The sequence below is a fragment of the Streptomyces sp. NPDC007157 genome, assembly GCF_040634235.1.
Lineage (GTDB): Bacteria > Actinomycetota > Actinomycetes > Streptomycetales > Streptomycetaceae > Streptomyces.
On the sequence record NZ_JBEYFE010000020.1, the window covers coordinates 1 to 23582 of the forward strand.

Genomic DNA, 23582 nt, shown 5'->3' on the forward strand with positions numbered 1-23582 from the left:
AGGCTGGACGCGGATCCGCTGCGCTGCCTGGACGCGGACGCGTCGAAGGCGATGGTCGCGGAGGTCGACCAGGCGCACAAGGACGGTGACACCCTTGGTGGTGTGGTGGAGGTGCTGGCCTACGGTGTGCCGGTCGGCCTCGGTTCGCACGTCCACTGGGACCGCAAGCTCGACGCCCGGCTGGCCGGGGCTCTGATGGGTATCCAGGCGATCAAGGGTGTCGAGATCGGCGACGGTTTCGAGCTGGCGCGGGTGCCGGGCTCGCAGGCGCACGACGAGATCGTCGGCACGCCCGAGGGTATCCGTCGCGCTTCTGGCCGGGCGGGCGGCACCGAGGGCGGTCTGTCCACCGGTGAGCTGCTGCGGGTGCGGGCGGCGATGAAGCCGATCGCGACCGTGCCGCGGGCCTTGCAGACCGTGGACGTGTCCACCGGCGAGGCCACTCAGGCCCATCATCAGCGTTCCGATGTCTCCGCGGTGCCGGCCGCGGGTATCGTCGCCGAGGCGATGGTGGCGCTCGTCCTGGCGGACGCGGTCGCGGAGAAGTTCGGTGGTGACTCGGTGCCCGAGACCCGTCGCAACGTCCGCTCGTACCTCGAGAACCTGGCCATCCGGTGACCGGCGCACCCACTGACGGAAGGCGCTCGGCCCGCCCGGGGCACGGGAGCTTCGGCGGTGCGGCCGTGTTCCTGGTTCAGGAGAGCGGGACGCGGGTGAAGCGGGAGGCGATGCGCAGGTCGGTCTGGATGTGGTCCGCCGTGGTGCGCAGGTGCGGCAGGACGTCCGTCACGCACTCCTCCAGGGAGCGGCGGGCCGCGTGCGTGGCCACGTTCAGGGCGGCGACCGGCCGGCCGGTCCGGTCCCGTACCGGCACCGCGATCGAGCGCAGGCCCGACTCCAGTTCCTCGTCGGCGAGGGCGTATCCCGGTGGCCCGTCGGGGGCGAGGAGGGCCCGGCCGAGGGAGGTGCGGGCCGCCGGGAGGCGGGTGCCGACCGTGATGTCCACGGTCAGGACGCGGCTCGCGGTCGCCACCGCGATGTACTGGATCTCCGCCGGGTCCGTCCCCGGGACCGGTACGGCCAGCGCCGTCGGCTCCCGCAGCCGGTCCGTGAGGGCGCGCAGGTGGGGGGCCGCCAGGCGGGCGAGGGTGGTGCGGGACAGCGGCGGGTAACCGAGCGACAGCACCCGGGGGGTGAGGGAGAAGGTGCGGTCCCGCGCGGTCACCAGGCCCAGGTGCTCGTAGGTGATCAGGGCCCGGCGGGCCGTGGCCCGGGCCAGACCCGTCGCCTTCGCCACGTCGGTCAGGGTCAGGGCCGAGCGGCCCTCGCCGAACGCCGTGAGGATCGTCAGGCCCCGGGCCAGGGACTCCACGAAGTCGCGGCCCAGCTCATGCTTGGACGCCGTGGTCCAGCCGGCCAGGCCGGAGGGCGGCGGGCCCGGCCGCGGCGGCGCGGCCTCGCGCAGTTCCCTCTCCATCGCGGTCACCGCCGTGCGCAGGCGGGGCAGGAGCGCGGTGCGCAGCTCCGCCGCCGTGTGGCGGCTGGTGTGGCTGACGACGCTCGCCACGCAGGCCACCCTGCCGGTGGCCGGGTCGCGCACCGGGACGGACACCGCGACCAGGCCCGGTTCGATCAGCTGGTCGTCCAGGGCCCAGCCGTCCCGGCGGGCCCGGTCCGCCCGCGCCGCGAAGTCGTCGGCGGTGGTGCCGCGGGGCGGTACGGCCGGGAAACCCGCGTCGGCCGGGTCCGCCGCGCGCCTGGCCCGCCAGGCCGTCCACTCCGGCTCCGTCCACTGCGCCGCGAACAGCGGGCCGGGGGCGGTGCGTTCGGCCGGCAGCAGGTCGCCGATGCGGAAGCTGACGGACATCGCGCGGCGGCGGGTCGCCTGGTGGATGAAGCGGATGCCGTCCCCGTCGGCGACCGCGAGCGAGACGGACTCGTCCAGTTCGTCGGCGAGGGCGTCGGCGGGCCCGTCGAGCAGGGCGGGCAGGCGGAGGGCGGCCAGGTAGGCGTTGCCGAGTTCCATCACGCGCGGGGTGAGTACCGCGTCCCGGCCGTCCTGGCGGACGTATCCGGTGCGGGCGAGGGTCGCGGTGATCCGGTCGACCGTGGAACGGGCGAGGCCCGTACGCCGTTCCAGCGCGCTCGCGCTCAGCGTCCCGCCCGCCTCGGTCAGCGCCGTCAGCACGGCCACACCCCGGACGAGCGGCGCGACCGCCTCGGCCGGCGGATCGTGCCGTGGCGCGGTGGGGGACAGGGGGGTGGTCATCGACTCTCCGGTACGGCGGCTTCCGCGATCTCCGGCAGGGTGATCGGGGCACGCCCGCGATCTCCGGCACGGCGATCAGGACACGCCGGCGATCTCCGGCAGGGTGATCAGGGCACGTCCACCGTAAACCCCGGCCGGGCCGGCTACCGCCGCGTCACCTGCACGCGGTAGTTCCCTTCCGCGTCCACGTCCACCACCCGCACCTCGATCCCGTGCTTCGGGTCCTTGAAGGTCTCGCCCGGGCCGAACGGGGCGTCGGAGAGTTCCGCCTGCACGTTGGGGCTGCGGGTGCAGCCGCCGGTGTCGCCGTGGGCGTCGTACACCTTGATCGGTCCGCGGCCGGTGTCGACGTTCGCGTCGACCTTGTAGATGAGGACGCCGGGACGGCAGACCTCCTCGTCGTTGCCGCCCCTGGTGCGGACCTCCAGGGCGTAGCCGGTGCGGGCGTCGATGGGGACGAAGACCAGTTTGTGGCCGCCGGCCCGGGAGAGCGGGGTCAGCGTGTAGTCGGTGCTGCCGCGGGCGGACGCACAGCTGACCTGGTCGGCGTCGAGCCAGCCGAGCTTCCACTTGTGCCAGGCGAGGAGGTCGTTGTCGGCGCCCCAGTCCTCGCTCATGATGTCCCAGTGCCCGACCGCGCCCCCGCCCTCCTGGGTGTAGAGGTCGGGCAGGCCGAAGACATGGCCGTTCTCGTGGGGGAGGACCCGGTAGCCGGTCTGTGCGTAGGAGCCGGAGCCGTCGTCCTGGCGGGAGTAGACGAAGGAGGCGTTGGCGACCGGGACGCCGTCGGCGATCGGGGCGTCGGAGTTGCCGGCGAAGGTCACCGACAGCACGGTGTCCAGGGCGGAGGGGCCGGCGTTCGGGGTGACCAGCACGTTCAGGAGGTCGTACGACCGGAAGTCCACGTCCGGGTCGGCGGCGGCCACGATGTCCTGGACCAGCTGCCGGTAGCCGGGGTCGAAGGGGGCGCCGCGCTCTATGCCGTACGCCGCGAACGACTTGGGCATCCGCAGCCAGTGGTCGACGGGGGCCGCCGGCTGGTAGTCGAGCTTGCCGTAGGAGGCGGTGCGGAACCAGTCCTGGGTCCGCGGGAAGAACTCGTGGTACCGGTCGAGCGCGCTGCCCTGGCCGGGCGCGTCGGAGAAGTCGACCATCAGGGTCAGGGCGTGCACGGTGCCGGTGGAGCGGGAGTAGCCGCCCGGGGTGGGGATGCCCTCGGTCATCTGGACCTCGTGGGCGCCGCTGATCAGGCAGGGGCCGTAGACCGAGGAGCGGGCCAGCGCGATCGGGCCGGCGCCGGCCGGCGTGGGCGCCGCCGTGGGGTGTCCGGTGCCCGCCGAGGTACCGACCGCGAGGATCAGCACGGTCACGGCGGCGAGGGAGACCACACGGCGGTGGCGTATCGCGCGGCTAGGGGGCGTGCGCGGGGGGTGTGACGCGCGCGTGGTGCGCGGCGTGTGCGCGCCCGCACCGTGCGCGGTGTGCGGCGTGGGCGTGGTGTGGGGCGTGTGCGCGCCGTGCGCACCGTGCGCGGTGTGGGGCGTGTGCGCGGTGTGGGGCGTGCGCGGGGCGCGTGGGGTGTCACGGTGCGCGGGTATCGGGCGGCTGGGCTGCGGCTGCATGCATGGACCTTTCGCGCCACGGCAGCCGCCGGTTTCCGGCTGCACCCTCTCGATCACCCTGTGTCGACGGGGCGGCGGGCGCGCGCTGGAGAGGCCGATCGTGCGATTCCCCGCCCCAGGAGGTGTGACGCAGGTCACATGAAATGAGGAGAGGGTGTGGAAATAACCGGGGACCCTCTCCCCGTTTGGACCTGTGTCCGAGCGAAACGGGGAACGGATCCCCGGATCGTGGAAGCCCAGAGCATCATTCAAGACCACCAGACCAGGAGTGCGCCGTGCAGACCGCGACCGCCACCCCCACCGTGCGCAAGGCGCCCCGGCCGCGCGCCGACGCCCTGCGCAACCGGGAGCGGATCGTCATCGCCGCCCGCGAGATGTTCACCGAGTACGGCCCCGACGTGCCGCTCGACGAGATCGCCCGCCGGGCCGGCGTCGGCAACGCCACGGTGTACCGCAACTTCCCCGACCGTGACGCGCTCGTCCGTGAGGTCGTCTGCTCCGTGATGGACCGGACGTCGGAAGCGGCCGAGCTCGCGCTCGCGGAGACCGGGGACGCCTTCGGGGCGCTGGAGAGGTTCGTGCACGCCTCCGCCGACGAGCGGGTCAGCGCGCTGTGCCCGATGGTCTCCAGCACCTTCGACAAGAACCACCCCGACCTGGAAGCGGCGCGCGAGCGCTGTGAGCAGCTCATCGAGCAGCTCATGGACCGCGCCAAGGCGGCCGGGCAGCTCCGCCCGGACGTGGGTGTCGGCGACGTGATGATCGCCGTGGCTCAGCTCAGCCGGCCCCCGTTCGGTACCGACTGCCTGGTCGGCGACCGCTTCGTCCACCGCCATCTGCAGCTGTTCCTGGACGGACTGCGGGCCCCGGCCCGCTCCGCCCTGCCGGGCACGGCCGTGACCATGGAGGACCTCCGCCAGGCCTGAACGACCGAGAGCGACCGCACCGTCCTACGGGGGGCCGATCAGTTTCGGACCGAGCGCCGGTCCTCCATCGCGCGCACCCCTTGTCCGCACCGACCACCGTCTGCGCTCCGCCGATCCCTTTTTCCGTCACGAACGCCGGCCTCCCGGCCCGTGCCGCCGACCGTCCGTAACGAAGCACCGACTTTCCGTCACGCATTCACGAAGTCAAGAAGTGGGTACCCCCATGTCCGAAACAGCCGCCAAGGCTCCCGGCGCACCGGCGCAGTCCGGTGACGCCAACCGCTGGAAAGCGCTGGTCTTCATCGCGCTCGCCCAGCTGATGGTCGTCCTCGACGCCACCATCGTGAACATCGCACTGCCCTCCGCCCAGACCGACCTGGGCATCTCCGACGGCAACCGGCAGTGGGTCGTCACGGCCTACGCCCTCGCCTTCGGCGGTCTGCTGCTCTTCGGTGGCCGGATCGCCGACCTGTGGGGCCGTAAGCGGGCCTTCGTCATAGGCCTGACCGGCTTCGCCGCCGCCTCCGCGCTCGGTGGCGCGGCGACCAGCGGCGCGATGATGTTCGGCGCGCGCGCCCTGCAGGGCGTCTTCGGCGCCATGCTCGCCCCGGCCGCGCTCTCCCTGCTCGCCGTGATGTTCACGGACGCCAAGGAGCGTGCCAAGGCGTTCGGTATCTACGGCGCGATCGCCGGTGGCGGCGGCGCCGTCGGCTTCATCCTCGGCGGTGTGCTCACCGAGTACCTGGACTGGCGCTGGACGTTCTTCGTCAACATCCCGTTCGCCATCGTCGCGGCGCTCGGCGCGTACTTCGTCATCCGCGAGCCGGAGGGCGGCCGCAACCGCAACCCGCTCGACATCCCCGGCGTGCTCCTGTCCACCCTCGGCCTGGTCTCCCTGGTCTACGGCTTCACCCGCGCCGAGTCCGACGGCTGGGGCGACGCCACCACCATCGGCCTGTTCGTCGCCTCCGTGGTGCTGCTGGTCGCGTTCGTCGTCACCGAGACCCGGGTCAAGGCCCCGCTGCTGCCGCTGCGCGTGGTCCTCGACCGCAACCGCGGCGGTATCTACCTCTCCCTCGGTATCGCGATCATCGCGATGTTCGGCACCTTCCTCTTCCTGACCTACTACCTCCAGGTCATCAAGGGCTTCTCGCCGATCAAGACCGGCTTCGCCTTCCTGCCGATGATCGCGGGCATGATGGTCGGCTCCACCCAGATCGGCACCCGGCTGATGACCCGGGTCCCGGCCCGCACCCTGATGGGCCCCGGCTTCCTGGTCGCCGCGGCCGGCATGCTGGTGATGACCCAGATGGAGATCGGCTCGTCGTACGCCTCGACGATCCTGCCGGCGATGCTGCTGCTCGGTCTCGGCATGGGTACGGCGTTCATGCCGGCCATGTCCCTGGCCACGCTCGGCGTCGAGCCCCGGGACGCCGGTGTCGCCTCCGCGATGGTCAACACCTCGCAGCAGGTGGGCGGCGCGATCGGCACCGCCCTGCTGAACACGATCGCCGCGTCCGCGACGACGTCGTACATCAAGGACCACATCGCCACCGCGACCTCCAAGTCGCAGCAGCAGCTGGTCCAGATGGAGGGCGCGGTGCACGGCTACGCCAACGCGATCTGGGTCGCCGTCGGCATGCTGGTGCTGGCCGCGGTGGTCGTGGTGACCTTCGTCAACGCCGGCAAGCCGGACACCACGACGGTGGCCTCGGGCGAGGGCGCGGAGGACGAGGTGGCGATCCCGGTGGTCGCCCACTGAGCCTCTGAGCCACCACCGGCCGACCGGGTACCCGCACGCGGGCCTGTCCTGAGCTCCTCAGCGGAGCCAGGGCAGGTCCGCGCCCGCTTCGTTGGGCTGCAGGCCCTCGGCGACGATCTGCATGATCTCGCCGAGGGCCTGCTGCTGTTCGGGGGTCAGCCGCTCGAACAGCGCCTGCCGTACGGCGGCCACATGGCCCGGCGCGGTACGGCGCAGTACCTCGGAGCCCTCGTCGGTCAGGACGGCGAACTGGCCCCGCTTGTCGGAGGGGCAGTCCTCCCGGCGCACCCAGCCGTTCTTCTCCAGGCGCGCGACGGCGTGCGACAGCCGGGACCGGGTGATCTTCGCCCCCATGGCCAGCTCGGTCATCCGCAGCCGCCGCCCGGGCGCCTCGGCGAGTCCGACCAGCAGGCCGTAGTAGATGTGCGGCATCCCCGCGTCCCGCTGGAGCTGACGGTCCAGATGGTCCTCCAACAGGGTCGTGGCGTGCAGATACGAGCGCCAGACGCGCTGTTCTTCGTCGCTGAGCCAGCGGTCCCTGGCGGCGGTCGCGGATGTGGCTGCCGTATTCATGTATCCCACTGTACGAGGCCTCTCCTTGAAGGTTAAACAAGTGGGGCGTATGGTGTTTTCCGGAAAGCTTGAGAGTTAAAACATGGGGGCCTGGTGGGTTCCCGTCCGTGGAGGGAGCCGCCGTCATGACCGCCGCCGCACAGGAGCGACCCGCCGCTTCCGGGGAGCGCATGCCCGCCCTCTATCTGAGCCACGGCGCGCCACCGCTCGCCGACGACCCGGTCTGGCCCGGCGAACTGGCCGCCTGGAGCGCCGGTCTGCCCCGCCCCAAGGCGATCCTGATGGTCTCCGCTCACTGGGAGGAGGCCCCCCTCGCCCTCGGTGCCGTACGGACCGTCCCCCTCGTCTACGACTTCTGGGGCTTCCCCGAGCACTACTACCAGGTGCGGTACGCGGCCCCCGGCGCGCCCGCGCTCGCCGAGTCCGTACGCAAGCTGCTGCGCGCCCCCGGCACCCCCGTGCAGGACATCCCGGACCGCGGCCTCGACCACGGCGCCTACGTGCCCCTGGTGGAGATGTTCCCGGCCGCGGACATCCCGGTCCTGCAGATCTCCATGCCCACCCTCGACCCGGTCCGGCTGATGGAGATCGGCCGCCGGCTCGCCCCGCTGCGCGAGGAGGGCGTGCTGATCGTCGGCTCCGGCTTCTTCACCCACAACCTGGCCGCCCTGCGCCACACCGGGGCCGGGGTGCCGTCCTGGTCCTCGGAGTTCGACGACTGGGGGCACCGGGCCCTGGAGCACCGTGACTGGGACGCCCTGCTGGACTTCCTCGACAAGGCACCGGCCGGCCGTTACGCCCACCCGCGCACCGAGCACTTCGCCCCGCTCTTCGTCACCATGGGCGCGGCGGAGGCCGGCGGCGAGCTGGACGCGCAGAAGTCGGTGATCGACGGGTTCTGGATGGGGATGGCCAAGCGGTCGGTGCAGTTCGGCTGAGCGGCGGCCGGGGGGTCGGCTGAAGCGGGCGCTCGGCTGAAGCGGGCCCTCAGGGGGCGGGCGGTCGGCTGGAGTAGGCCCTCAAGAGGGTGGGCGCTCGGCTGAAGCGGGCGCTCGGCTAGAGCGGGCGTTCGTACCAGGCCACGTCCCAGTAGCGGCCGAACTTGCGGCCCACCTCGCGGTACGTGCCGACGTACCGGAAGTCGAAGCGCTCGTGCAGCCGGGTGGACGCCTCGTTCGGTTGCGCGATGCCCGCGTAGGCGCGATGCAGGTCCTCGCCGGCGAGCGCCTCGAAGAGGGCCTTGTAGAGGAGCGTGCCGATGCCGCGCCCGCCGGCGTCCGGGGCGACGTAGACCGTGGTCTCCACCGAGGTCCCGTAGGCGGGTTTCGCGCGGTAAGGGCTGGATGTGGCGTACCCGAGAATCTCCTGTGAGTCCGCCGGCGTGGCAACCATCAGGCGGTACGGGCCGTCTTCCGGGTGGGAGAGCAGCCATGCACGACGCTCTTCCGGCGTGAAGACCACCGTGTCGAATGTGATGGACGTCTCACGTACGTAGTGGTTGTAGAGGTTCGTGAGAGCTTCGAGGTCTCCCTCGACTCCCGGCCTGACCTGCGGCTCTGTACGTTCCGGCGACATCATGCCCCCTCGGTCGGTCGCACAGGGTACTGCATGATCAGAAATATCGGGGGGCGCCATGGGAATTCTGTCCGGATTCCAGTCGTTGTTTCCTTCGGATGCCGGGCACACGACCAGGATGCCGGGAGTTCCAGAAGCGGACTCCGCAGCGCCGCCGGCCGAGCGCCGAGCATCCACCGGAAGACCGAGAAGAACCGGATAGGACCACCCCCCGCCCACCATCGCAAGGGAGCACCGCATGGCAACCCGTGCCGTCGCCCGTCGTCAGTCCGCCACCGGCGAGACGGCCGACTCGGCAAGCAGTGTTCGCCGCGTCCATGGCGGCGAGATCGCCGACCGCGATCTGGTCGGCATGTATCTCGACGAGATCGCGCGCACACCGCTCCTCGACGCCGCCAAGGAAGTCGAGCTGTCCCAGACCATTGAGGCGGGTGTGTTCGCGCGGCAGGTCCTCGACGGCGAGGAGGAGTCCGGGTCGGACGCCACCCGCGAGGAGCTGGAGGCGCTCGTAGCCGCCGGCGAGCGGGCGAAGGACGTCTTCATCCGCTCCAACCTCCGCCTGGTCGTGGCCGTCGCCCGACGCTACCCGCGCAGTGGCCTGCCCCTGCTGGACCTGGTCCAGGAGGGTAACGCCGGCCTGGTGCGTGCCGTCGAGAAGTTCGACTACCGCAAGGGCTTCAAGTTCTCGACGTACGCCACCTGGTGGATCCGCCAGGCGATCACCCGTTCCATCGCCGACCAGTCCCGGACCATCCGGCTCCCCGTCCACCTGGTGGAGGAGCTGGGCCGGATCCGCCGGGTCCAGCGCGAGTTCAACCGGGAGCACGGCCGCGAACCGGAGCCCGCCGAGATCGCCGCAGAGCTCGGCTCCAACGCCGAGCGCGTCATCGACGTCCTCGACTGGGCCCGTGACCCGGTGTCCCTGAACATGTCGGTGGACGACCAAGGTGAGACCCAGTTCGGCGACCTCCTCGAGGACACGTCGGCGGTCAGCCCCGAGCAGTCCGTCCTGACCCTGCTGCGCAGCGAGGAACTGGACGACCTGATCGGCCGCCTGGACCAGCGCACGGCCTCCATCATCAAGATGCGGTACGGCATCGATGACGGCCGCGAGCGCACGCTGACCGAGGTGGGCAAGGAGCACGGCCTGACCCGTGAGCGCATCCGCCAGATCGAGAAGCACGCGCTGCTGGAGCTGAAGAAGCTGGCCCGCAGCACGGGGTTCGAGCCGGCGGCGTAAGAGAGCCGGGGTTGGTCGGGGGCGGCGGGCGCATGGGGCTCCCGCCTCTGCGGGAGCTCCGCGGGGCTCACGGGTCCGCGGGGGCTCCCGGGTGGGTGCGGGCTCGCGAGCCTGGGGGCGCGCGTGGAGCCGTTCGCGCCGAGCGCGTGCGCCGGGTGGCGAAAGACGGCGCAAACATGGCGCGGTACCGCCGCTTCAAGGCCCCGTGTGTAGGGAACAACCATTCCGGGCCGGGGAGTCGAGGACCCCGGCCGGGGCGGCCGGCTCAGGAGGGCAGCCGGCTCATGAGAACAGCGGGCTTCTCGCGGGGCAGGCCGCGACGACCTCCGACGACGATCCTGACGACGACTTCCCACGACGACGTATGACGACCCCTCAGTGAGCCACGTCCCGACGCACCAATCCCCCCGGCGCCGGGACTTCCACAGAGCCGGGCTCCGGCGCCCAACCCCCCCCGGGTGCCGGAGCCCGGCTCCATTGTTCGGCGAGCGCCCGGCGAGTACTTGTCTTCGGCGAGCGCCCGGCGAGCACCGGTCGGCTGTCCCGCGGCGACCCGGCTCGGCGCGGGCCGGCTACGACGCCGCGCGTTTGCCGGGGTCTGTCTCTTCCCCGCATGCTGGAACGGTGGCTCACCCCGTACCTGAACCACGGGGTGAACCACCGGATGGCAGATTCTGCCACAGCGGCATAGCCTGCCGAGGTGAGCACCCCCAGCACCACCGGCAACACCTCCCGGCAGGATCCTCCCGGTGTCTCCCTGACGGAGCGGCGCAAGGCGGAGACCCGGATGGAGATCGCCCGGGCGGCCGCGGGCCTCTTCGTACGGCAGGGCCTGCGAGCCACCCGCGCCGAGGACATCGCACACGCCGCCGGCATCGCGCCCCGCACGTTCTACCGCTACTTCGCCACGAAGGAGGAGGCGGTCGCCCCGCTCTACGCGGCGGGCGCCCGCCGCTGGGCGGAGGCCGTGCGGTCGGCCCCGGCGGCCCTCTCGGTCCCCGAGGCACTGGAACACGCCGTCCACCACACCCTGACCCCCGGCGTGGGCGTCTCCGCGGCGTCCTGGGAATGGGTGCGCACCCTGATCCACCTCGCCGACACCAGTCCGGCCCTGCGCAAGGTGTGGGCGGAGGTCTGCCAGTCCTCGGAAGACCTCCTGGCGACGATCCTGGCCGAGCGCACCGCACCCGACACCTCACCCGGCACCGCACCCGACAACGTTGCCCCGACCTCGCACCTCCGTTTCGCCTCGGCGGTGGCCGGCGCGGCGGTCCGAGTGGCGGTGGAGTCCTGGGCGGCTGGCACGGCATCCCCGTCGGGCGCGGAGGGACCGGCGGCCCTCGCGCTGCGGAACCTGGCGGATCTGCGCGGGTTCGCCTGGGGAGAGCAGACGTAGCGGATACGGCTGCTCAATCCGGCCGCGGGCGGACGCGCCTCGCCAGTGCCTGAAGGGTGGCGCCGAGGCGCCCGGCCGCCCGCTCACGCGCCCGCACCGGCCCGCACCAACCGACCCCCCAACTCCGTCACACACTCCACGAGTTCCCGCGGCTCCCGCACCGCGAACTCGCACCCCGCCATCACCAGCCGTACCGCCAGCCACTCCTTCGGATCCCCGGTGGTCCCTCGCACCACACACCACCCATCCCCTTCGTCCACCGGCGTCCCCAGCCACCCCGGCACCCGGGCCCCCACCTCCGCCACCGTCCCGGCGAACGCGACCACGAACTCGTACGTCTCCTGCTGCCGTTGGATCGACCGCCGCAGAAACTCCGCCGCATCCCCCGTCGGCAACTCCCGCGGAGCGAACCGTGACCCGGTCGCGAACGGCTCGCTCACCCGGTCGACCCGGAACGTCCGCCAGTCGTCACGATCGACGTCGTATGCCACGAGGTACCACCGCCGCCCCGTCGACACCAGCCGGTACGGCTCGGCCTGCCGTCGCGTCTCGCTTCCGTCTGCCGCCCGGTAGGCGAACCGCAACCGCTCCCGGCCCGCCACCGCCGACGCCATCACGGTCAGCGTCTCCGGCGCGATGCTCGCCCCGTCCCCACTGGTCAGCGGTGTGGTCGCGGCCTGAAGCGTGGTCACCCGGTGCCGTAGCCGGGCCGGCAGCACCTGCTCCAGCTTCGCCAGCGCCCGTACGGACGCCTCGTCCACCCCCTCCAGGGCATGCCCCGCCCCGGCGCGCAGCCCCACCGCGATGGCCACCGCCTCCTCGTCGTCGAGGAGCAACGGCGGCATCGCCTTCCCGGCGACCAGCCGGTACCCGCCGTCGGCCCCCTTGCTGGCCTCCACGGGATACCCGAGCTCCCGCAGCCGGTCGATGTCCCGTCGCACGGTGCGCCGGGACACCCGGAGCCGGTCGGCCAGCTCACCGCCGGGCCATTCGCGGGGTGTCTGGAGCAGAGACAGCAGCTGGAGCAGTCGAGCCGGAGTGTCTGTCGTCATGCGTCCGAGGATGCCGCACAAGTAGGACGGGATCTGACCTAGTCGGATCCTAGATTGACGTCATGACTTCCACCGACGTCGACACCGACACCCTGAAGGGGCGCGGGACGGTATCCGCCGGCGGCTCCGCCGCGGAGCGCGACCAGCCACGGACGACCACCACTCGGCACACCACCTCCACCCCCACGACGCTCCCCGCATCCCCACCCGACCGAACCCGCTGGCTGGCCCTGGCCATCGTCATGACCGCCGCCTTCATGGACCTGGTCGACGTCACGATCGTCAACATCGCCATCCCCTCCATCCAGCGGACCGCCCACGCCTCCTTCAGTCAGATCCAGTGGATAACCGCCGGGTACGCGCTCGCTTTCGCGGCCGGCCTGATCACCGGCGGCCGCCTCGGCGATATTCACGGCCGCAAACGGCTCTTCCTTCTCGGGGTCGGCGGCTTCACCCTCGCCTCGGCCCTGTGCGGCTTCGCCGCCAACCCGGAGATGCTGGTGGCCGCCCGCATCCTGCAGGGCGGCATGGCCGCGATGATGGTCCCGCAGGTCCTCTCCATCGTGCACGCCACCTTCCCGGCGCACGAACGCGGCAAGGTCTTCGGCCTGTTCGGCGCGATCGTCGGGCTGGGCGCGGTCTCCGGCCCGCTGCTCGGCGCCCTCCTGACGGAGTGGAACGTCCTCGGCCTCGAATGGCGCCCGATCTTCCTCATCAACCTCCCGGTCGGCATCGCCGCCCTGCTCCTCGGTCGCCGTTACATCAGCGAATCCAAGGCTCCGCACGCCCTGAAGCTCGACCTCGTCGGTGTCGCCCTGGTCACCCTCGGCCTGCTGATGCTGCTCTACCCGCTGACCCGCGGCCGCGAGCTGGGCTGGCCGCTGTGGGGATACGCGTCGATGGCGGGGGCGCTCGCCGTCTTCGGTGCGCTGGTGGCGTACGAACGCCGCAAGGCCGCCCGCGACGGTTCCCCGCTCATCGAACCGTCCCTGTTCAAGGTGAAGAGCTTCGCCGCCGGCATCGCCGTGCAGACCGTCTTCGGTGTCGCGCTCGGCATCTTCTTCCTGGTCTGGACGCTGTACATGCAGGTCGGCCTCGGCTGGAGCCCGCTGCACGCGGGTCTGACCGGGGTGCCGTTCTCGATCGCCGTCTCCGTGGCGGCCGGCCTGTCCGTGCAGAAACTGGTCCCGCGCTTCGGCCGCAAGGTGCTCCAGACCGGCGCCCTGGTGATGGGCCTGGGCGTCCTGCTCTACATCTGGGAGTCCGATCGCTACGGCCTCGCCATCGCCTCCTGGCAGATGGCCCTGCCGCTGGTCGTGATGGGCGCGGGCATGGGCCTGATCGTCGCCCCGCTGACCGACGCGGTGCTGTCGGAGGTGCCGCGCGAGCACGCCGGTTCTGCCTCCGGCCTGATCAACACCGTGCAGCAGATGGGCAACGCGCTCGGCCTCGGCCTGGTCTCGGTCGTCTTCTTCGGCGTCGTCGACGACCGCCTGACCTCGGACCGGCTCGGCCCGGCCTTCGTACACGCCTTCCAGCACGCGCTGCTCTGGGTGGCCGCCGTCATGGCCGTGATGTTCCTGCTGATGTCCGCCCTGCCGAAGCACCCGGCGCAGCACGTGGAGGGCGGCGGCGCGCAGGAGGCCCTCCCGGCGCAGCCGGAGGACGAGCCCGCGCTCGTCCCCTGAGCGCGCCTCCCGAACGCGCCCCTGAGTACGCCCCGGGCGAAGGGCCCGGCACCTCCTGGTGCCGGGCCCTTCCGCATGCGCGAAAGAGTCTCCCGCGCTCCTCTCCCGCGCTCCTCTCCCGCCCCTCCGGACGGCACGGAAGTCCGACCATGCCCGGTTGAAGCCCGAACCTGTTTACTTTCCGGAAATCCGAGCGTAGCCTCCAGCGAAACCACAAGTTCGGGCACGAGTCGGACGCAGTCGGACACGAGCCGGACGCCAGTCGGACGTATCTTGGAGCGGAGGCGCAGGGCATGTACGCACCGGAGCGGCAGCAGGAGATCCTCCGGCTCGCCCGTGACGGCGGCCGGGTGGACGTCGTGTCGCTCGCCGAGGAGTTCCAGGTCACCGCGGAAACGATCCGCCGCGACCTGAAGGCCCTCGACCGCGCCGGCCTGGTCCGCCGGGTGCACGGCGGTGCCATCCCGGCCGGCCGCCTCGACTTCGAGCCGGACCTCGCCGAACGCGAGTCCACCTCCGCCGACGAGAAGGACCGCATCGCCAAGGCCGCCGTCTCGGAACTGCCGACCGAGGGCACCCTGATCCTCGACGCCGGCACGACGATCGCCCGCCTCGCCGGGGCCATCCCGCTGGAGGCCTCGCTCACCGTCGTCACGCACAGCCTGCCGATCGCGGCCCGCCTCGCCGACCATCCGGGCATCCAGCTCCACCTGGTCGGGGGGCGCGTGCGGCACCGCACGCGCGCCGCCGTGGACGCCTGGGCGCTCCGCGCGTACAGCGAGATCCGGGCGGACGTCCTCTTCGTCGCCGCCAACGGCTTCTCCGCCGACCAGGGCCTGACCACCCCCGACCTCGCCGAGGCAGCGGTCAAGCGGGCGGCCGTCGCCGCGGCCCGCCGGGTGGTCCTGCTCGCCGACTCCGCCAAGCACGGCCAGGAGCACTTCGCCCGCTTCGGCGACCTGAGCGACGTGGACCTGCTGATCACCGACAGCGGGCTGAGCCCCGAGGACGCCGCCGCCATCGAGCGCGGCGGCACGGAAGTAGTACGAGCATGAGCACCACGGACAGCGTGAACGCGACGAACGGCACGACCGGTACGACCATGATCCTCACCGTCACCCCCAACCCCTCCCTCGACCGCACCTACGAGGTGCCCTCCCTGGAGCGCGGCGAGGTCATCCGCGCCGCCGGTGAACGCATGGATCCCGGCGGCAAGGGCGTGAACGTCTCCCGCGCCGTCGCGGCCGCCGGCCGGCGTACGGTCGCCGTGCTGCCCCTGGGTGGTGCGCCCGGCGCGCTCGTCGCCGACCTGCTCGACGCGCAGGGCATCGAGGTCGCGCCGGTCCCGGTCGCCGGAGCCACCCGCTCGAACATCGCCCTCGCGGAGTCCGACGGGGTGCTCACCAAGATCAACGCGCCGGGTCCGGAACTCTCGCGGGCGGAGCAGGAACTGCTCCTGGAGACGGTGCGCGAGCAGTCCCGTGACGCGGACTGGATCGCGTGCTGCGGGAGCCTGCCGCGGGGGCTCGCGCCGTCCTGGTACGCCGATGTGGTCGCCCGGGCGCACGCCGTGGGCGCGCGCATCGCGCTGGACACCTCTGGGCGTGCGCTGCTGGAAGCGTTGCGCGAGCGCCCGGACGTGGTGAAGCCGAACGCCGAGGAGCTCGCGGAGGCCGTCGGGCGCCCCCTGGCGACGGTGGGCGACGCACTGAAGGCGGCCGAGGAGTTGCGCGGCATGGGCGCACGCGCCGTCCTCGCGAGCCTGGGCGCCGACGGCCAGCTCCTCGTGGAGGACGCCGGCGCCTGGTTCGCGAGCGCCCGCGTGGACACCGTCCGCAGCAACGTCGGCGCCGGCGACTCCTCCCTCGCCGGATTCCTCATCGCCGGCGGCAGCGGTCCCAAGGCCCTCGCCTCCGCCGTCGCCCACGGCGCCGCCGCCGTCCAGTTGCCCGGCAGCGTGATGCCCACCCCCGCCGACCTGGACCCCACGGCGGTGACCGTCACCGACCGCGTCCCCGTCGACCGCGAACTTACGGAGCCGGTGTCATGAACGCTCGTACGACCCTGCACGCGGCCGCGCTCCTCCCCGGCGCCGGCCGCCGACAACCGGCCCAGGAGCGGCGAGGTTCCTCCTCTTTACTCGCCGCGCCGACGGGCCGACGGGGCACCCTGAGCCGCCCCGGCGTCCCCGGGAGGCGGGGCTTCCCCGGCCCCTCCTCCCACCCCGCCCCCCACGGCACCCCCGTCCCCGAAACCGCCCACCCCACACCCCGGGCGATACGCGTGCATAGGAGCCCGCGATGAGCGACATGATCACCGCGGACCTGGTCGATCTCGACCTGTCCGCCGACACCAAAGAAGCGGCGGCGCGCGCCCTCGCCGAGCGCATGGTGGCCCTGGGCCGGGTGACCGACCTGGAGGGCTTCCTCGCCGACGTGGCCGCCCGCGAGGCCCAGATGCCGACCGGCCTCGACGGCGGCATCGGCATCCCGCACTGCCGCAGCGCCCATGTCACCGAGCCGACGCTCGCCTTCGGGCGCAGCGCCGCCGGCATCGACTTCGGCGCGGCGGACGGCCCCGCCGACCTCGTCTTCCTGATCGCGGCCCCGGCCGGCGCCGACGACGCCCACCTCACGATCCTCTCCTCACTGGCCCGCCAGCTGATGAACAGCGAGTTCACGGACGCACTGCGGTCGGCGGGCGACGCGGAGACGGCTGCGGCGCTGATCCGGGGGGACAAGGCGCCCGCGAAGGCCGCGGAGGCGGCGGGCGCTGGTGGCACGGTCGCCGGCGCGGGCACGAAGGGCACCGCGAGCGCCGCTGAGGGCGCCGTGAGCGCCTCCCAGAGCACCGCTGCGACGCCGGCGGCGGCCTCCGCCGGCGCCGCAGCGGCAAACACGGCGCAGGCGCCCACCCCGGGCTCCGGCGCGGATACGACTGCCGAGCGCCCCTTCCGTATCGTCGCCGTCACCTCCTGCCCCACGGGCATCGCCCACACCTACATGGCGGCCGAGTCCCTGGAGAACGCGGGCCGCGAGGCGGGCGTCGAACTCGTCGTCGAGACGCAGGGCTCGGCCGGCTTCACCCGGCTCGACCCCGAGGTCATCGCGGCCGCGGACGGCGTGATCTTCGCGCACGACGTGCCGGTGCGGGACAAGGACCGCTTCGCCGGCAAGCCGACCGTCGACGTCGGCGTGAAGGCGGGCATCAACCGTCCCGCCGAACTGATAGGTGAGGTGCGCGCCAGGGCCGAACGCGGAGAGGTCACCTCCGGATCGGCGCCCACCCCGGTCGAGCGGGCCGGCGACGAGTCCGAGGGCTACGGCACCAAGCTGCGCAAGTGGCTGATGTCCGGCGTGAGTTACATGGTCCCGTTCGTCGCGGCCGGCGGTCTCCTGATCGCTCTCGGCTTCGCGATCGGCGGCTACGAGATCAAGTCCGCGCCCTCGGTCATGACCCACTTCGTGTGGACCCAGAGCGACAGCTGGGCCGCCCTGCTCTTCCAGATCGGCGCCGTGGCCTTCGGCTTCCTGGTCCCGGTACTGGCCGGCTACATCGCCTACGGCATGGCGGACCGGCCGGGTCTGGTGCCCGGCTTCGTCGGCGGCATGATCGCGTCGACCATCAACGCGGGCTTCCTCGGCGGCCTGGTCGCCGGTCTGATCGCCGGTGGTGTGGTGCTGGCGATCCAGAAGGTGAAGATCCCGGCAGCGGTCCGCGGGATCATGCCGGTGGTGGTGATCCCGCTGATCTCCTCCGCGATCGTCGGGTTCCTGATGTTCGTCGTCATCGGCAAGCCCATCGCCTCCGCCCAGAAGGGCATGACCGACTGGCTGAACGGCCTCAGCGGCTCCAACGCCGTCCTGCTGGGCGCCCTGCTCGGCCTGATGATGTGCTTCGACCTCGGCGGCCCGGTCAACAAGGTCGCGTACACCTTCGCCACCGCGGGTATCGCGGTCTCCAACCCCAGCGACTCCGCGATGAAGATCATGGCGGCGGTCATGGCGGCCGGCATGGTCCCGCCGCTGGCGATGGCCCTGGCCACCACCGTGCGCGGCAAGCTCTTCACCGAGACCGAACGCGAGAACGGCAAGGCCGCCTGGGTCCTGGGCGCCTCGTTCATCTCCGAGGGCGCGATCCCGTTCGCGGCCGCCGACCCGCTGCGCGTCATCCCCTCCTCGATGGTCGGCGGCGCGATCACCGGCGCCCTGTCGATGGCCTTCGGCGCCACCCTGCGCGCTCCGCACGGCGGCATCTTCGTGGTCCCGCTGATCGGCAACCCGTTCCTCTACCTGATCGCCATCGCCGCCGGTGTCTGTGTCACCACGGCCCTGGTCGTCATCCTCAAGGGCCTGCGCAAGCCGGCCCCGCAGACCCCGGCGGGCGGCTCCACGGCCGGCCCGGCCGCCACCACGAAGGAGTCCAAGCAGCCCGTCGCGGCCTGATCGCCCGCACCCTCTTGTCCCTTTGATTCGCTGTGAGTTGTTCACGGCACCTGCGAGATACGTCACGGTCCGGGGCCAAAGTCCCGGACCGTGGTGTGTACTGGGGCGCATGTCTGAGCACGTCGCGCCCCTCCAGCTGATCGGAGTGACCGCCCTCGCTCTGGCGACCGTCGCCTGGGTGGTCGTCCTGATGCGCGTGCTGCGTCACACCCGCCGGGAGGCCACCGCCTGGCACCCGGGCCGCTTCCTTCCCGGCCACCCGCACCAGCTCCAGGCCGGCCCGCCACGCGAGTCCGTGGAACTCACCCCGGCCGAACAGGACGCCTTCGCCGGCCTGGTGCGCCGACTCGGCGGCCGCTGAGGCACGGTGAGTGGGTGCGCCCGGCTCAGGACCGCCGCGCCGCCCGTCGCTCCATGGCCTTTCGGGCCGCGTCCTCCGACGGGTACACCTCGCACATGTGCCGGCCGTCCGGCGTCGCCGTGTGCTCGACCTCCCACAGGGACAGCTCCCGGCCGTCGCTCAGCAGGAACGCGTGCTCGTAGAGCGAGAAACTCAGTCCGGTCCGTCCCGCCCGCCCCGGTCGTCCGAACGCCTGGGTGATCTGGTGCGCGAACGCCGTCGCCAGCACCTGAGCCGTCTCCGTATCCGGCCGGTCGGGGTTCTCCGCACGGCGCAGAAGCCGGCGCGCGTGGTCCGCGGAGTCGTCCGGTACATACACGTGCCGGGGTTCGGGGACCGCCGCCAGCGTCATCAGCACCGGCAGTTCGAAGTCCGGGGCGTCCGGCGGAAACGGCAGCCTCGCCGTCGCGGCCCGCAACTCCTCCTCGTCGACGTACACCTCGGCCTGCGGGTCGCTGCCCGGCGCCGTGTTGTGCACGAGCTCCCACAGAGTGACCGCCGAGCCGTCGGCGAGCAGCCAGGTGTGCCGGTAGGTCTCCCGGTGCAGCCCCGCGCTGTGGTGCGCGGAGTGCAGCGAACTGTCGTGCGCCAGCGCGCAGTCCAGCTGCCTTATCGCCTCGTCGGGCAGTTCGAAGGAGTTCAGGGCACGGCCGAGGAGCCGCGCGAGATGCTCCTCCGGAGACTCGGGCGACTCGGCTGGTTCGTACGCTGCCGTCTCGTACGGAACGCTCAAGGCTTCTCCCGGCGTTGCTGCATGTCACCTTGTGGGTGCATACCGTAGCCCCTCGATCGGACATCATGTCCGGGAACCGAGAAAACGTACGCCGGGAAAACACGCGGGCCGCGCGAAAAGTTCCCGCGCGGCCCGATGATCTGTCAAAACCAGCCGGTCAGACGGCGCTTCCGGCAGTCCACTCGTTCCACGACAGGTTCCACCCGTTGAGCCCGTTGTCCGGCTGCACGGTCTTGTCGGGGGAGTTCTTCACGATCACGACGTCCCCGATGAGGGAGTTGTCGTAGAACCACTTGGCCGTCGTGTCGCCCTGCGCGCCCTGCACGTCCGCGAGCCCCACACAGCCGTGGCTGGTGCCCTCCCGCCCGAACGGCGCGTTGCCCTTGTTGTACCAGTAGTTGCCGTGGATGAACGTCCCCGACTGCGTCAGCCGCATCGCGTGCGGCACGTCCGGGATGTCGTACTCCCCGCCCAGGCCGACCGTCTGGCTGTTCATCCGGGTCTGGGTGAACTTCTCGGAGATCACCATCTGCCCGTTGTACGTCGTGTGCTCCGGGCTGCCCGTCGACACCGGCACCGACTTGAGCGTCCGGCCGTCCCGGACCACCGTCATGGTCTGCGTGTTCGCGTCGACCGTGGAGACCTGTGAACGCCCGACGGTGAAGGTCACCGTCTTCTTCTGCACCCCGTAGACGCCGTTCGCGCCCTCGACCCCGTCCAGGTCGATCTTCATCGTGACCTTGGAGCCGGCCTTCCAGTAATCCTGCGGCCGGAAGTCCAGCCGCTGCGAGCCGAACCAGTGCCCCACCACCTGCTGTCCGCTGCTGGACGTGACCGCGATGTGCGACTGCACGGCCTTCTTGTCGCTGATGACCTTGTCGAAGGTGAACGACACCGGCATCCCCACACCGACCGTCGTCCCGTTGTCCGGCGTGTACGTCCCGATGTAGCTGTTCGCCGAATCGACGGTGGTGAAGATGGAGTTGGCCGCCGCCGTGAGCCCCTTGGCGTCCTTGGCGGTCGCCGATATCTCGTACTTCGTGCCGCGCTCCAGCTGCTCCTTCGGCTTCCAGGTGCTGCCGTCCGCCGAGAGGGTGCCGTCCACGGCCTGCCCCGACCCCGCCACGGTCATCTTCACGACGGTGAGCTTGCCGGCGCTGACCTGCACGCCGGTCGCGTTGATGGACGCGCCGTTCGAACCGTCCTTCGCCGAGATGACGATCTTCGCGGTCGACGTCTTGGCGGCGCTGTCCTGCCCGCCCTTGCCGTCGTCGCTCTTGGCGCTGGCGTTGCCGCCGCAGGCGGTCAGGGTGAGGGCGCCGACCATCAGGGCGGCACAGGCCCCCAGTGCGCGCCGCGCTGCAATGTCCGGCGTTGTCACGGGCTGCTCCAAGTTCTTGTGATGTGCGTGATCCGCTCCAGTGCGTGGAGAGAGAGGGCGCCGACGCGGGTTCGGGTTCCCCCGGGCGGCCACGAACGCCATCACGTGACAGAACCGGGACAATCAGCGAGGACGCGCGACACTTGGGGCGCGCCCCCGCCACTGTCATCGCGCCCCGTACAACTCCCCGTACGACGGCCACACTCCGCCGGGCCCGGCCACGGACTCGGCGGCCCGCACGGCGCGCACGACGGCGCGCGTCACCAGGTCCGCGCCGGCCGCGAGAATCTCGTTGAGCGCGAGCGGGCTCGCGTCGAGCGGGCGCGTACCCGTCGCCAGCGCGAACACCGTGTCCCCGTCGTGCAGCAGGTGCACCGGCCGCACGGCGCGCGCGATCCCGTCGTGCGCCGTCCCGGCCAGCTTCTGCGCCTGCGCCTTCGAGAGGTCGGCATCGGTCGCCACCACCGCGAGTGTGGTGTTGAGCGGCGGAAGCCCGTTCTCGGCGGCGGCTTCGGCGAGCCGCCGGCGCGCGGCCTCGTGCACCCGCTCCTCGGGGTACTCCACGCGCCCCTGGAACAACTCCCCGTACAGCACGCCTGTTTCGGGATCCATCACCGCGCCGGCGGCATTGGCCACCACCAGCGCGGCCACCGTGATTCCTGACTCCAGCACCGCGCTCGCGCTGCCCACCCCGCCCTTCAACGCCCCGGCCACGGCGCCCGTACCCGCCCCCACGCACCCCTCCCGCACTGGTGCCCCGGGTGCGCTCGCCGCGGCTTCCTCGACCGCCGCGCGCCCCGTGGCCGCGTCCGGCCGGGCCCGGAAGTCCCCGCCCCGCCCCAGGTCGAAGACGCAGGCGGCGGGCACCACCGGCACGACGTGCGCCGGATCCGCCCCCACCCGCACCCCGCGCCCGCGCTCCTCCAGCCAGGCCATCACCCCGGACGCCGCGTCGAGCCCGTAGGCGCTGCCGCCCGTGAGCACGATCGCCTCCACCCGCTGCACCAGGTTGCGCGGGTCGAGCGCGTCCGTCTCCTTGGTCCCCGGACCGCCGCCGCGCACGTCCACCGCCGCGACCGCGCCGCCCTCGGGCGCGAGCACCACCGTGGTGCCGGTGAGCCAGCCGTCGCCGCTGCGGGAAGCGTGTCCCACCCGCAGCCCGGCCACGTCCGTCAATGCGTCAACTGTCATGACGGCCAGTCTGGCCCAGCCGGCGGTCGTCGCGGAGCGTCAGGTGGCGGCCGCGGCGGCGTCCGCCGGGCGTCGGCGGCCGGCCGTGCGCGCCGTCAGAGTCGTCCCGGTCGCCACCGCCAGCGCCGACACCAGGCCCGCCGCCGGCACCGCCCAGTCGCCCAGGAAGGTGCAGCAGATCACCAGTAGCGCCGTCACCGGCAGCACCAGCTGCTGGGCGATGCCGATCTTGAAGTACCGCGAGTGCAGCGCCCACACGGTCAGCAGGTACAGCGCCGTCGGCAGGGTCACGGCCGCCGAGGCGGCCGGCGTCGAGATGTGCGCCGTGCCGACCGCCTGCTCGACGGCCACCTCCAGGCCCGCGCCGATCGAGGCCGCCGACGCGAAGATCAGGTAGTGGCCGTAACCCCACAGGAAGGATTCCCTGTTGGAGCGCAGATGGCCGTGGATCGGAACCACGAAGTAGATCCACCATGCGGAGAAGACGATCAGCAGGCCGCCCGCCGCGATCGGCAGCAGCTCTCCCAGCGCGTCATGCTCGGTCAGGGCCGACTTCACGGCGACGGTCGCCGCCGCGATCGTCTCTCCGAGCACGATGATCGTGAACAGCCCGTAGCGTTCGGCGATGTGGTGCGGATGCCAGGAGGTGGCAGAGGCCTTCTCCGCGTACAGCGGCACACACATCTCGACGACCGCCATCACCAGAAACACCCAGGCGCGCGCGTGCTCCGGCAGCAGCACCAGTCCCAGCCAGCCGACCAGACACAGCAGCACACCGCCCGCATACCGGAGCGCCATCGTTCTCTCCGCGCCCTCGGCCGATCGTGCGGCTCTGAGCCACTGCGACGCCATCGCCAGCCGCATGATCACGTAGCCCAGCCAGACCGCCATGTAGTCGTGGTCCGCGAAGGACCGCGAGACGCCGGCCGCCAGCACCAGCACGCCGGCGATCTGGATCAGGGTGACGACCCGGTACAGCGCGTCGTCGTTGTCGTACGCCGAGGAGAACCAGGTGAAGTTCATCCAGGCCCACCAGATGGCGAAGAACACCATCGCGTAGTTCAGGATGCCCATGCCGGGACGGCCCTCCGCGACGGCGTGCACCAGTTCCCCACCCGCCTGCGCGATGGCCACCACGAAACACAGGTCGAAGAAGAGCTCGAGCGGCGAGGCGACGCGGTGGGCTTCGTCGCGCCCGCGCGCGGTGAGCCGACGCAGCGGTCGAAGGGGCTGGGGCGCGCCCTGGGGAGCGGGCGCCGGAGTGGAACTCGACGTCATGCGTCCAGCACACCAGAAAAGGGCAGCGAAGGCTTGTGAACGGGTTCACGA

At 71.9% G+C, this 23582-nt stretch carries 20 protein-coding genes; 11 read left to right on the forward strand and 9 right to left on the reverse strand.

All coding sequences use genetic code 11. The annotated features are described in order from the left end of the window. Positions 1-618 (forward strand): chorismate synthase (aroC, locus tag ABZ642_RS30945; RefSeq protein ID WP_360489792.1); only part of this gene is annotated, 618 nt, incomplete at its 5' end. Between the two features lie 76 nt (positions 619-694). Here aroC and ABZ642_RS30950 read toward each other — a convergent pair. Further along, complete coding sequence (locus ABZ642_RS30950; protein ID WP_360489794.1) at positions 695-2269, reverse strand: IclR family transcriptional regulator C-terminal domain-containing protein; 1575 nt, start codon at positions 2267-2269, stop codon at positions 695-697. A 143-nt stretch (positions 2270-2412) separates the two neighbouring features. Further along, a complete protein-coding gene (locus ABZ642_RS30955) occupies positions 2413-3657 on the reverse strand; it encodes a M6 family metalloprotease domain-containing protein (protein ID WP_360489796.1) in 1245 nt (414 codons plus the stop codon). Between the two features lie 509 nt (positions 3658-4166). Between ABZ642_RS30955 and ABZ642_RS30960 the strand changes: the two genes are divergently transcribed. Further along, a complete protein-coding gene (locus tag ABZ642_RS30960) occupies positions 4167-4817 on the forward strand; it encodes a TetR/AcrR family transcriptional regulator (RefSeq protein ID WP_360489798.1) in 651 nt (216 codons plus the stop codon). A 223-nt stretch (positions 4818-5040) separates the two neighbouring features. After that, complete coding sequence (locus ABZ642_RS30965) at positions 5041-6579, forward strand: MFS transporter (protein WP_360489800.1); 1539 nt, start codon at positions 5041-5043, stop codon at positions 6577-6579. A gap of 57 nt (positions 6580-6636) precedes the next feature. On the opposite strand, the gene ABZ642_RS30970 is transcribed toward ABZ642_RS30965, so the two are convergent. Beyond that, positions 6637-7152 (reverse strand): MarR family transcriptional regulator, encoded by a 516-nt coding sequence (locus ABZ642_RS30970; RefSeq protein ID WP_360489802.1) that lies wholly within the window; start codon positions 7150-7152, stop codon positions 6637-6639. A gap of 125 nt (positions 7153-7277) precedes the next feature. On the opposite strand from ABZ642_RS30970, the gene ABZ642_RS30975 reads away from it, so the two are divergent. After that, positions 7278-8090, forward strand: coding sequence for a class III extradiol ring-cleavage dioxygenase (locus tag ABZ642_RS30975; protein ID WP_360489804.1), 813 nt, complete (start codon positions 7278-7280; stop codon positions 8088-8090). Positions 8091-8208: 118 nt separating this feature from the next. On the opposite strand, the gene ABZ642_RS30980 is transcribed toward ABZ642_RS30975, so the two are convergent. Then, positions 8209-8727: an N-acetyltransferase family protein gene (locus ABZ642_RS30980; RefSeq protein ID WP_360489806.1), complete on the reverse strand. Its 519-nt coding sequence runs from the start codon at positions 8725-8727 to the stop codon at positions 8209-8211. Positions 8728-8965: 238 nt separating this feature from the next. Here ABZ642_RS30980 and ABZ642_RS30985 point away from each other — a divergent pair, with 238 nt between their 5' ends. Beyond that, entirely contained in the window at positions 8966-9967 is a 1002-nt protein-coding gene (locus tag ABZ642_RS30985; RefSeq protein WP_360489808.1) for a sigma-70 family RNA polymerase sigma factor, read from the forward strand. A gap of 787 nt (positions 9968-10754) precedes the next feature. Beyond that, positions 10755-11363, forward strand: a complete 609-nt coding sequence (locus tag ABZ642_RS30990) for a TetR family transcriptional regulator (RefSeq protein ID WP_360490076.1) — start codon at positions 10755-10757, stop codon at positions 11361-11363. Positions 11364-11446: 83 nt separating this feature from the next. On the opposite strand, the gene ABZ642_RS30995 is transcribed toward ABZ642_RS30990, so the two are convergent. Beyond that, a complete protein-coding gene (locus ABZ642_RS30995) occupies positions 11447-12415 on the reverse strand; it encodes a YafY family protein (protein ID WP_360489810.1) in 969 nt (322 codons plus the stop codon). 242 nt (positions 12416-12657) lie between these two features. On the opposite strand from ABZ642_RS30995, the gene ABZ642_RS31000 reads away from it, so the two are divergent. From ABZ642_RS31000 to ABZ642_RS31020, 5 genes are all read left to right on the forward strand, one after another. Continuing rightward, positions 12658-14103, forward strand: a complete 1446-nt coding sequence (locus ABZ642_RS31000) for an MFS transporter (RefSeq protein ID WP_360490078.1) — start codon at positions 12658-12660, stop codon at positions 14101-14103. Positions 14104-14396: 293 nt separating this feature from the next. Continuing rightward, positions 14397-15158, forward strand: coding sequence for a DeoR/GlpR family DNA-binding transcription regulator (locus ABZ642_RS31005; protein ID WP_360489812.1), 762 nt, complete (start codon positions 14397-14399; stop codon positions 15156-15158). Positions 15159-15205: 47 nt separating this feature from the next. Next, positions 15206-16153: a 1-phosphofructokinase gene (gene pfkB, locus ABZ642_RS31010; protein WP_360490080.1), complete on the forward strand. Its 948-nt coding sequence runs from the start codon at positions 15206-15208 to the stop codon at positions 16151-16153. A 250-nt stretch (positions 16154-16403) separates the two neighbouring features. Beyond that, positions 16404-18548 carry a fructose-specific PTS transporter subunit EIIC gene (locus ABZ642_RS31015; RefSeq protein WP_360489814.1) on the forward strand — a complete coding sequence of 715 codons (2145 nt, stop codon included), beginning with the start codon at positions 16404-16406 and terminating at the stop codon, positions 18546-18548. Between the two features lie 109 nt (positions 18549-18657). Next, positions 18658-18909 carry a hypothetical protein gene (locus ABZ642_RS31020; RefSeq protein WP_360489816.1) on the forward strand — a complete coding sequence of 84 codons (252 nt, stop codon included), beginning with the start codon at positions 18658-18660 and terminating at the stop codon, positions 18907-18909. Positions 18910-18934: 25 nt separating this feature from the next. On the opposite strand, the gene ABZ642_RS31025 is transcribed toward ABZ642_RS31020, so the two are convergent. The 4 genes from ABZ642_RS31025 to ABZ642_RS31040 form a co-directional block, all read right to left on the reverse strand. Next, complete coding sequence (locus ABZ642_RS31025; protein WP_360489818.1) at positions 18935-19681, reverse strand: DUF6227 family protein; 747 nt, start codon at positions 19679-19681, stop codon at positions 18935-18937. A gap of 157 nt (positions 19682-19838) precedes the next feature. Next, positions 19839-21062: an Ig-like domain-containing protein gene (locus ABZ642_RS31030; protein WP_360489820.1), complete on the reverse strand. Its 1224-nt coding sequence runs from the start codon at positions 21060-21062 to the stop codon at positions 19839-19841. A 165-nt stretch (positions 21063-21227) separates the two neighbouring features. Further along, positions 21228-22253 carry a P1 family peptidase gene (locus ABZ642_RS31035; RefSeq protein ID WP_360489822.1) on the reverse strand — a complete coding sequence of 342 codons (1026 nt, stop codon included), beginning with the start codon at positions 22251-22253 and terminating at the stop codon, positions 21228-21230. A gap of 39 nt (positions 22254-22292) precedes the next feature. Further along, the gene (locus tag ABZ642_RS31040; protein ID WP_360489824.1) at positions 22293-23531 is read right to left on the reverse strand and encodes a low temperature requirement protein A; all 1239 of its coding nucleotides are present in this window, start codon (positions 23529-23531) and stop codon (positions 22293-22295) included. Between the last annotated feature and the right edge of the window lie 51 nt (positions 23532-23582).

Excerpts from the sequence above, each read along its gene's own strand:
- ABZ642_RS30950 (WP_360489794.1), bottom strand. The coding sequence starts at position 2,269 with ATGACCACCCCCCTGTCCCCCACCGCGCCACGGCACGATCCGCCGGCC.
- pfkB (WP_360490080.1), top strand. The coding sequence starts at position 15,206 with ATGATCCTCACCGTCACCCCCAACCCCTCCCTCGACCGCACCTACGAG.
- ABZ642_RS30970 (WP_360489802.1), bottom strand. The coding sequence starts at position 7,152 with ATGAATACGGCAGCCACATCCGCGACCGCCGCCAGGGACCGCTGGCTC.
- ABZ642_RS31015 (WP_360489814.1), top strand. The coding sequence starts at position 16,404 with ATGAGCGACATGATCACCGCGGACCTGGTCGATCTCGACCTGTCCGCC.
- ABZ642_RS30995 (WP_360489810.1), bottom strand. The coding sequence starts at position 12,415 with ATGACGACAGACACTCCGGCTCGACTGCTCCAGCTGCTGTCTCTGCTC.
- ABZ642_RS30985 (WP_360489808.1), top strand. The coding sequence starts at position 8,966 with ATGGCAACCCGTGCCGTCGCCCGTCGTCAGTCCGCCACCGGCGAGACG.
- ABZ642_RS31035 (WP_360489822.1), bottom strand. The coding sequence starts at position 22,253 with ATGACAGTTGACGCATTGACGGACGTGGCCGGGCTGCGGGTGGGACAC.
- ABZ642_RS31020 (WP_360489816.1), top strand. The coding sequence starts at position 18,658 with ATGTCTGAGCACGTCGCGCCCCTCCAGCTGATCGGAGTGACCGCCCTC.
- ABZ642_RS31000 (WP_360490078.1), top strand. The coding sequence starts at position 12,658 with ATGACCGCCGCCTTCATGGACCTGGTCGACGTCACGATCGTCAACATC.
- ABZ642_RS31005 (WP_360489812.1), top strand. The coding sequence starts at position 14,397 with ATGTACGCACCGGAGCGGCAGCAGGAGATCCTCCGGCTCGCCCGTGAC.
- ABZ642_RS31040 (WP_360489824.1), bottom strand. The coding sequence starts at position 23,531 with ATGACGTCGAGTTCCACTCCGGCGCCCGCTCCCCAGGGCGCGCCCCAG.
- ABZ642_RS30990 (WP_360490076.1), top strand. The coding sequence starts at position 10,755 with ATGGAGATCGCCCGGGCGGCCGCGGGCCTCTTCGTACGGCAGGGCCTG.
- ABZ642_RS30965 (WP_360489800.1), top strand. The coding sequence starts at position 5,041 with ATGTCCGAAACAGCCGCCAAGGCTCCCGGCGCACCGGCGCAGTCCGGT.
- ABZ642_RS30980 (WP_360489806.1), bottom strand. The coding sequence starts at position 8,727 with ATGTCGCCGGAACGTACAGAGCCGCAGGTCAGGCCGGGAGTCGAGGGA.
- ABZ642_RS30975 (WP_360489804.1), top strand. The coding sequence starts at position 7,278 with ATGACCGCCGCCGCACAGGAGCGACCCGCCGCTTCCGGGGAGCGCATG.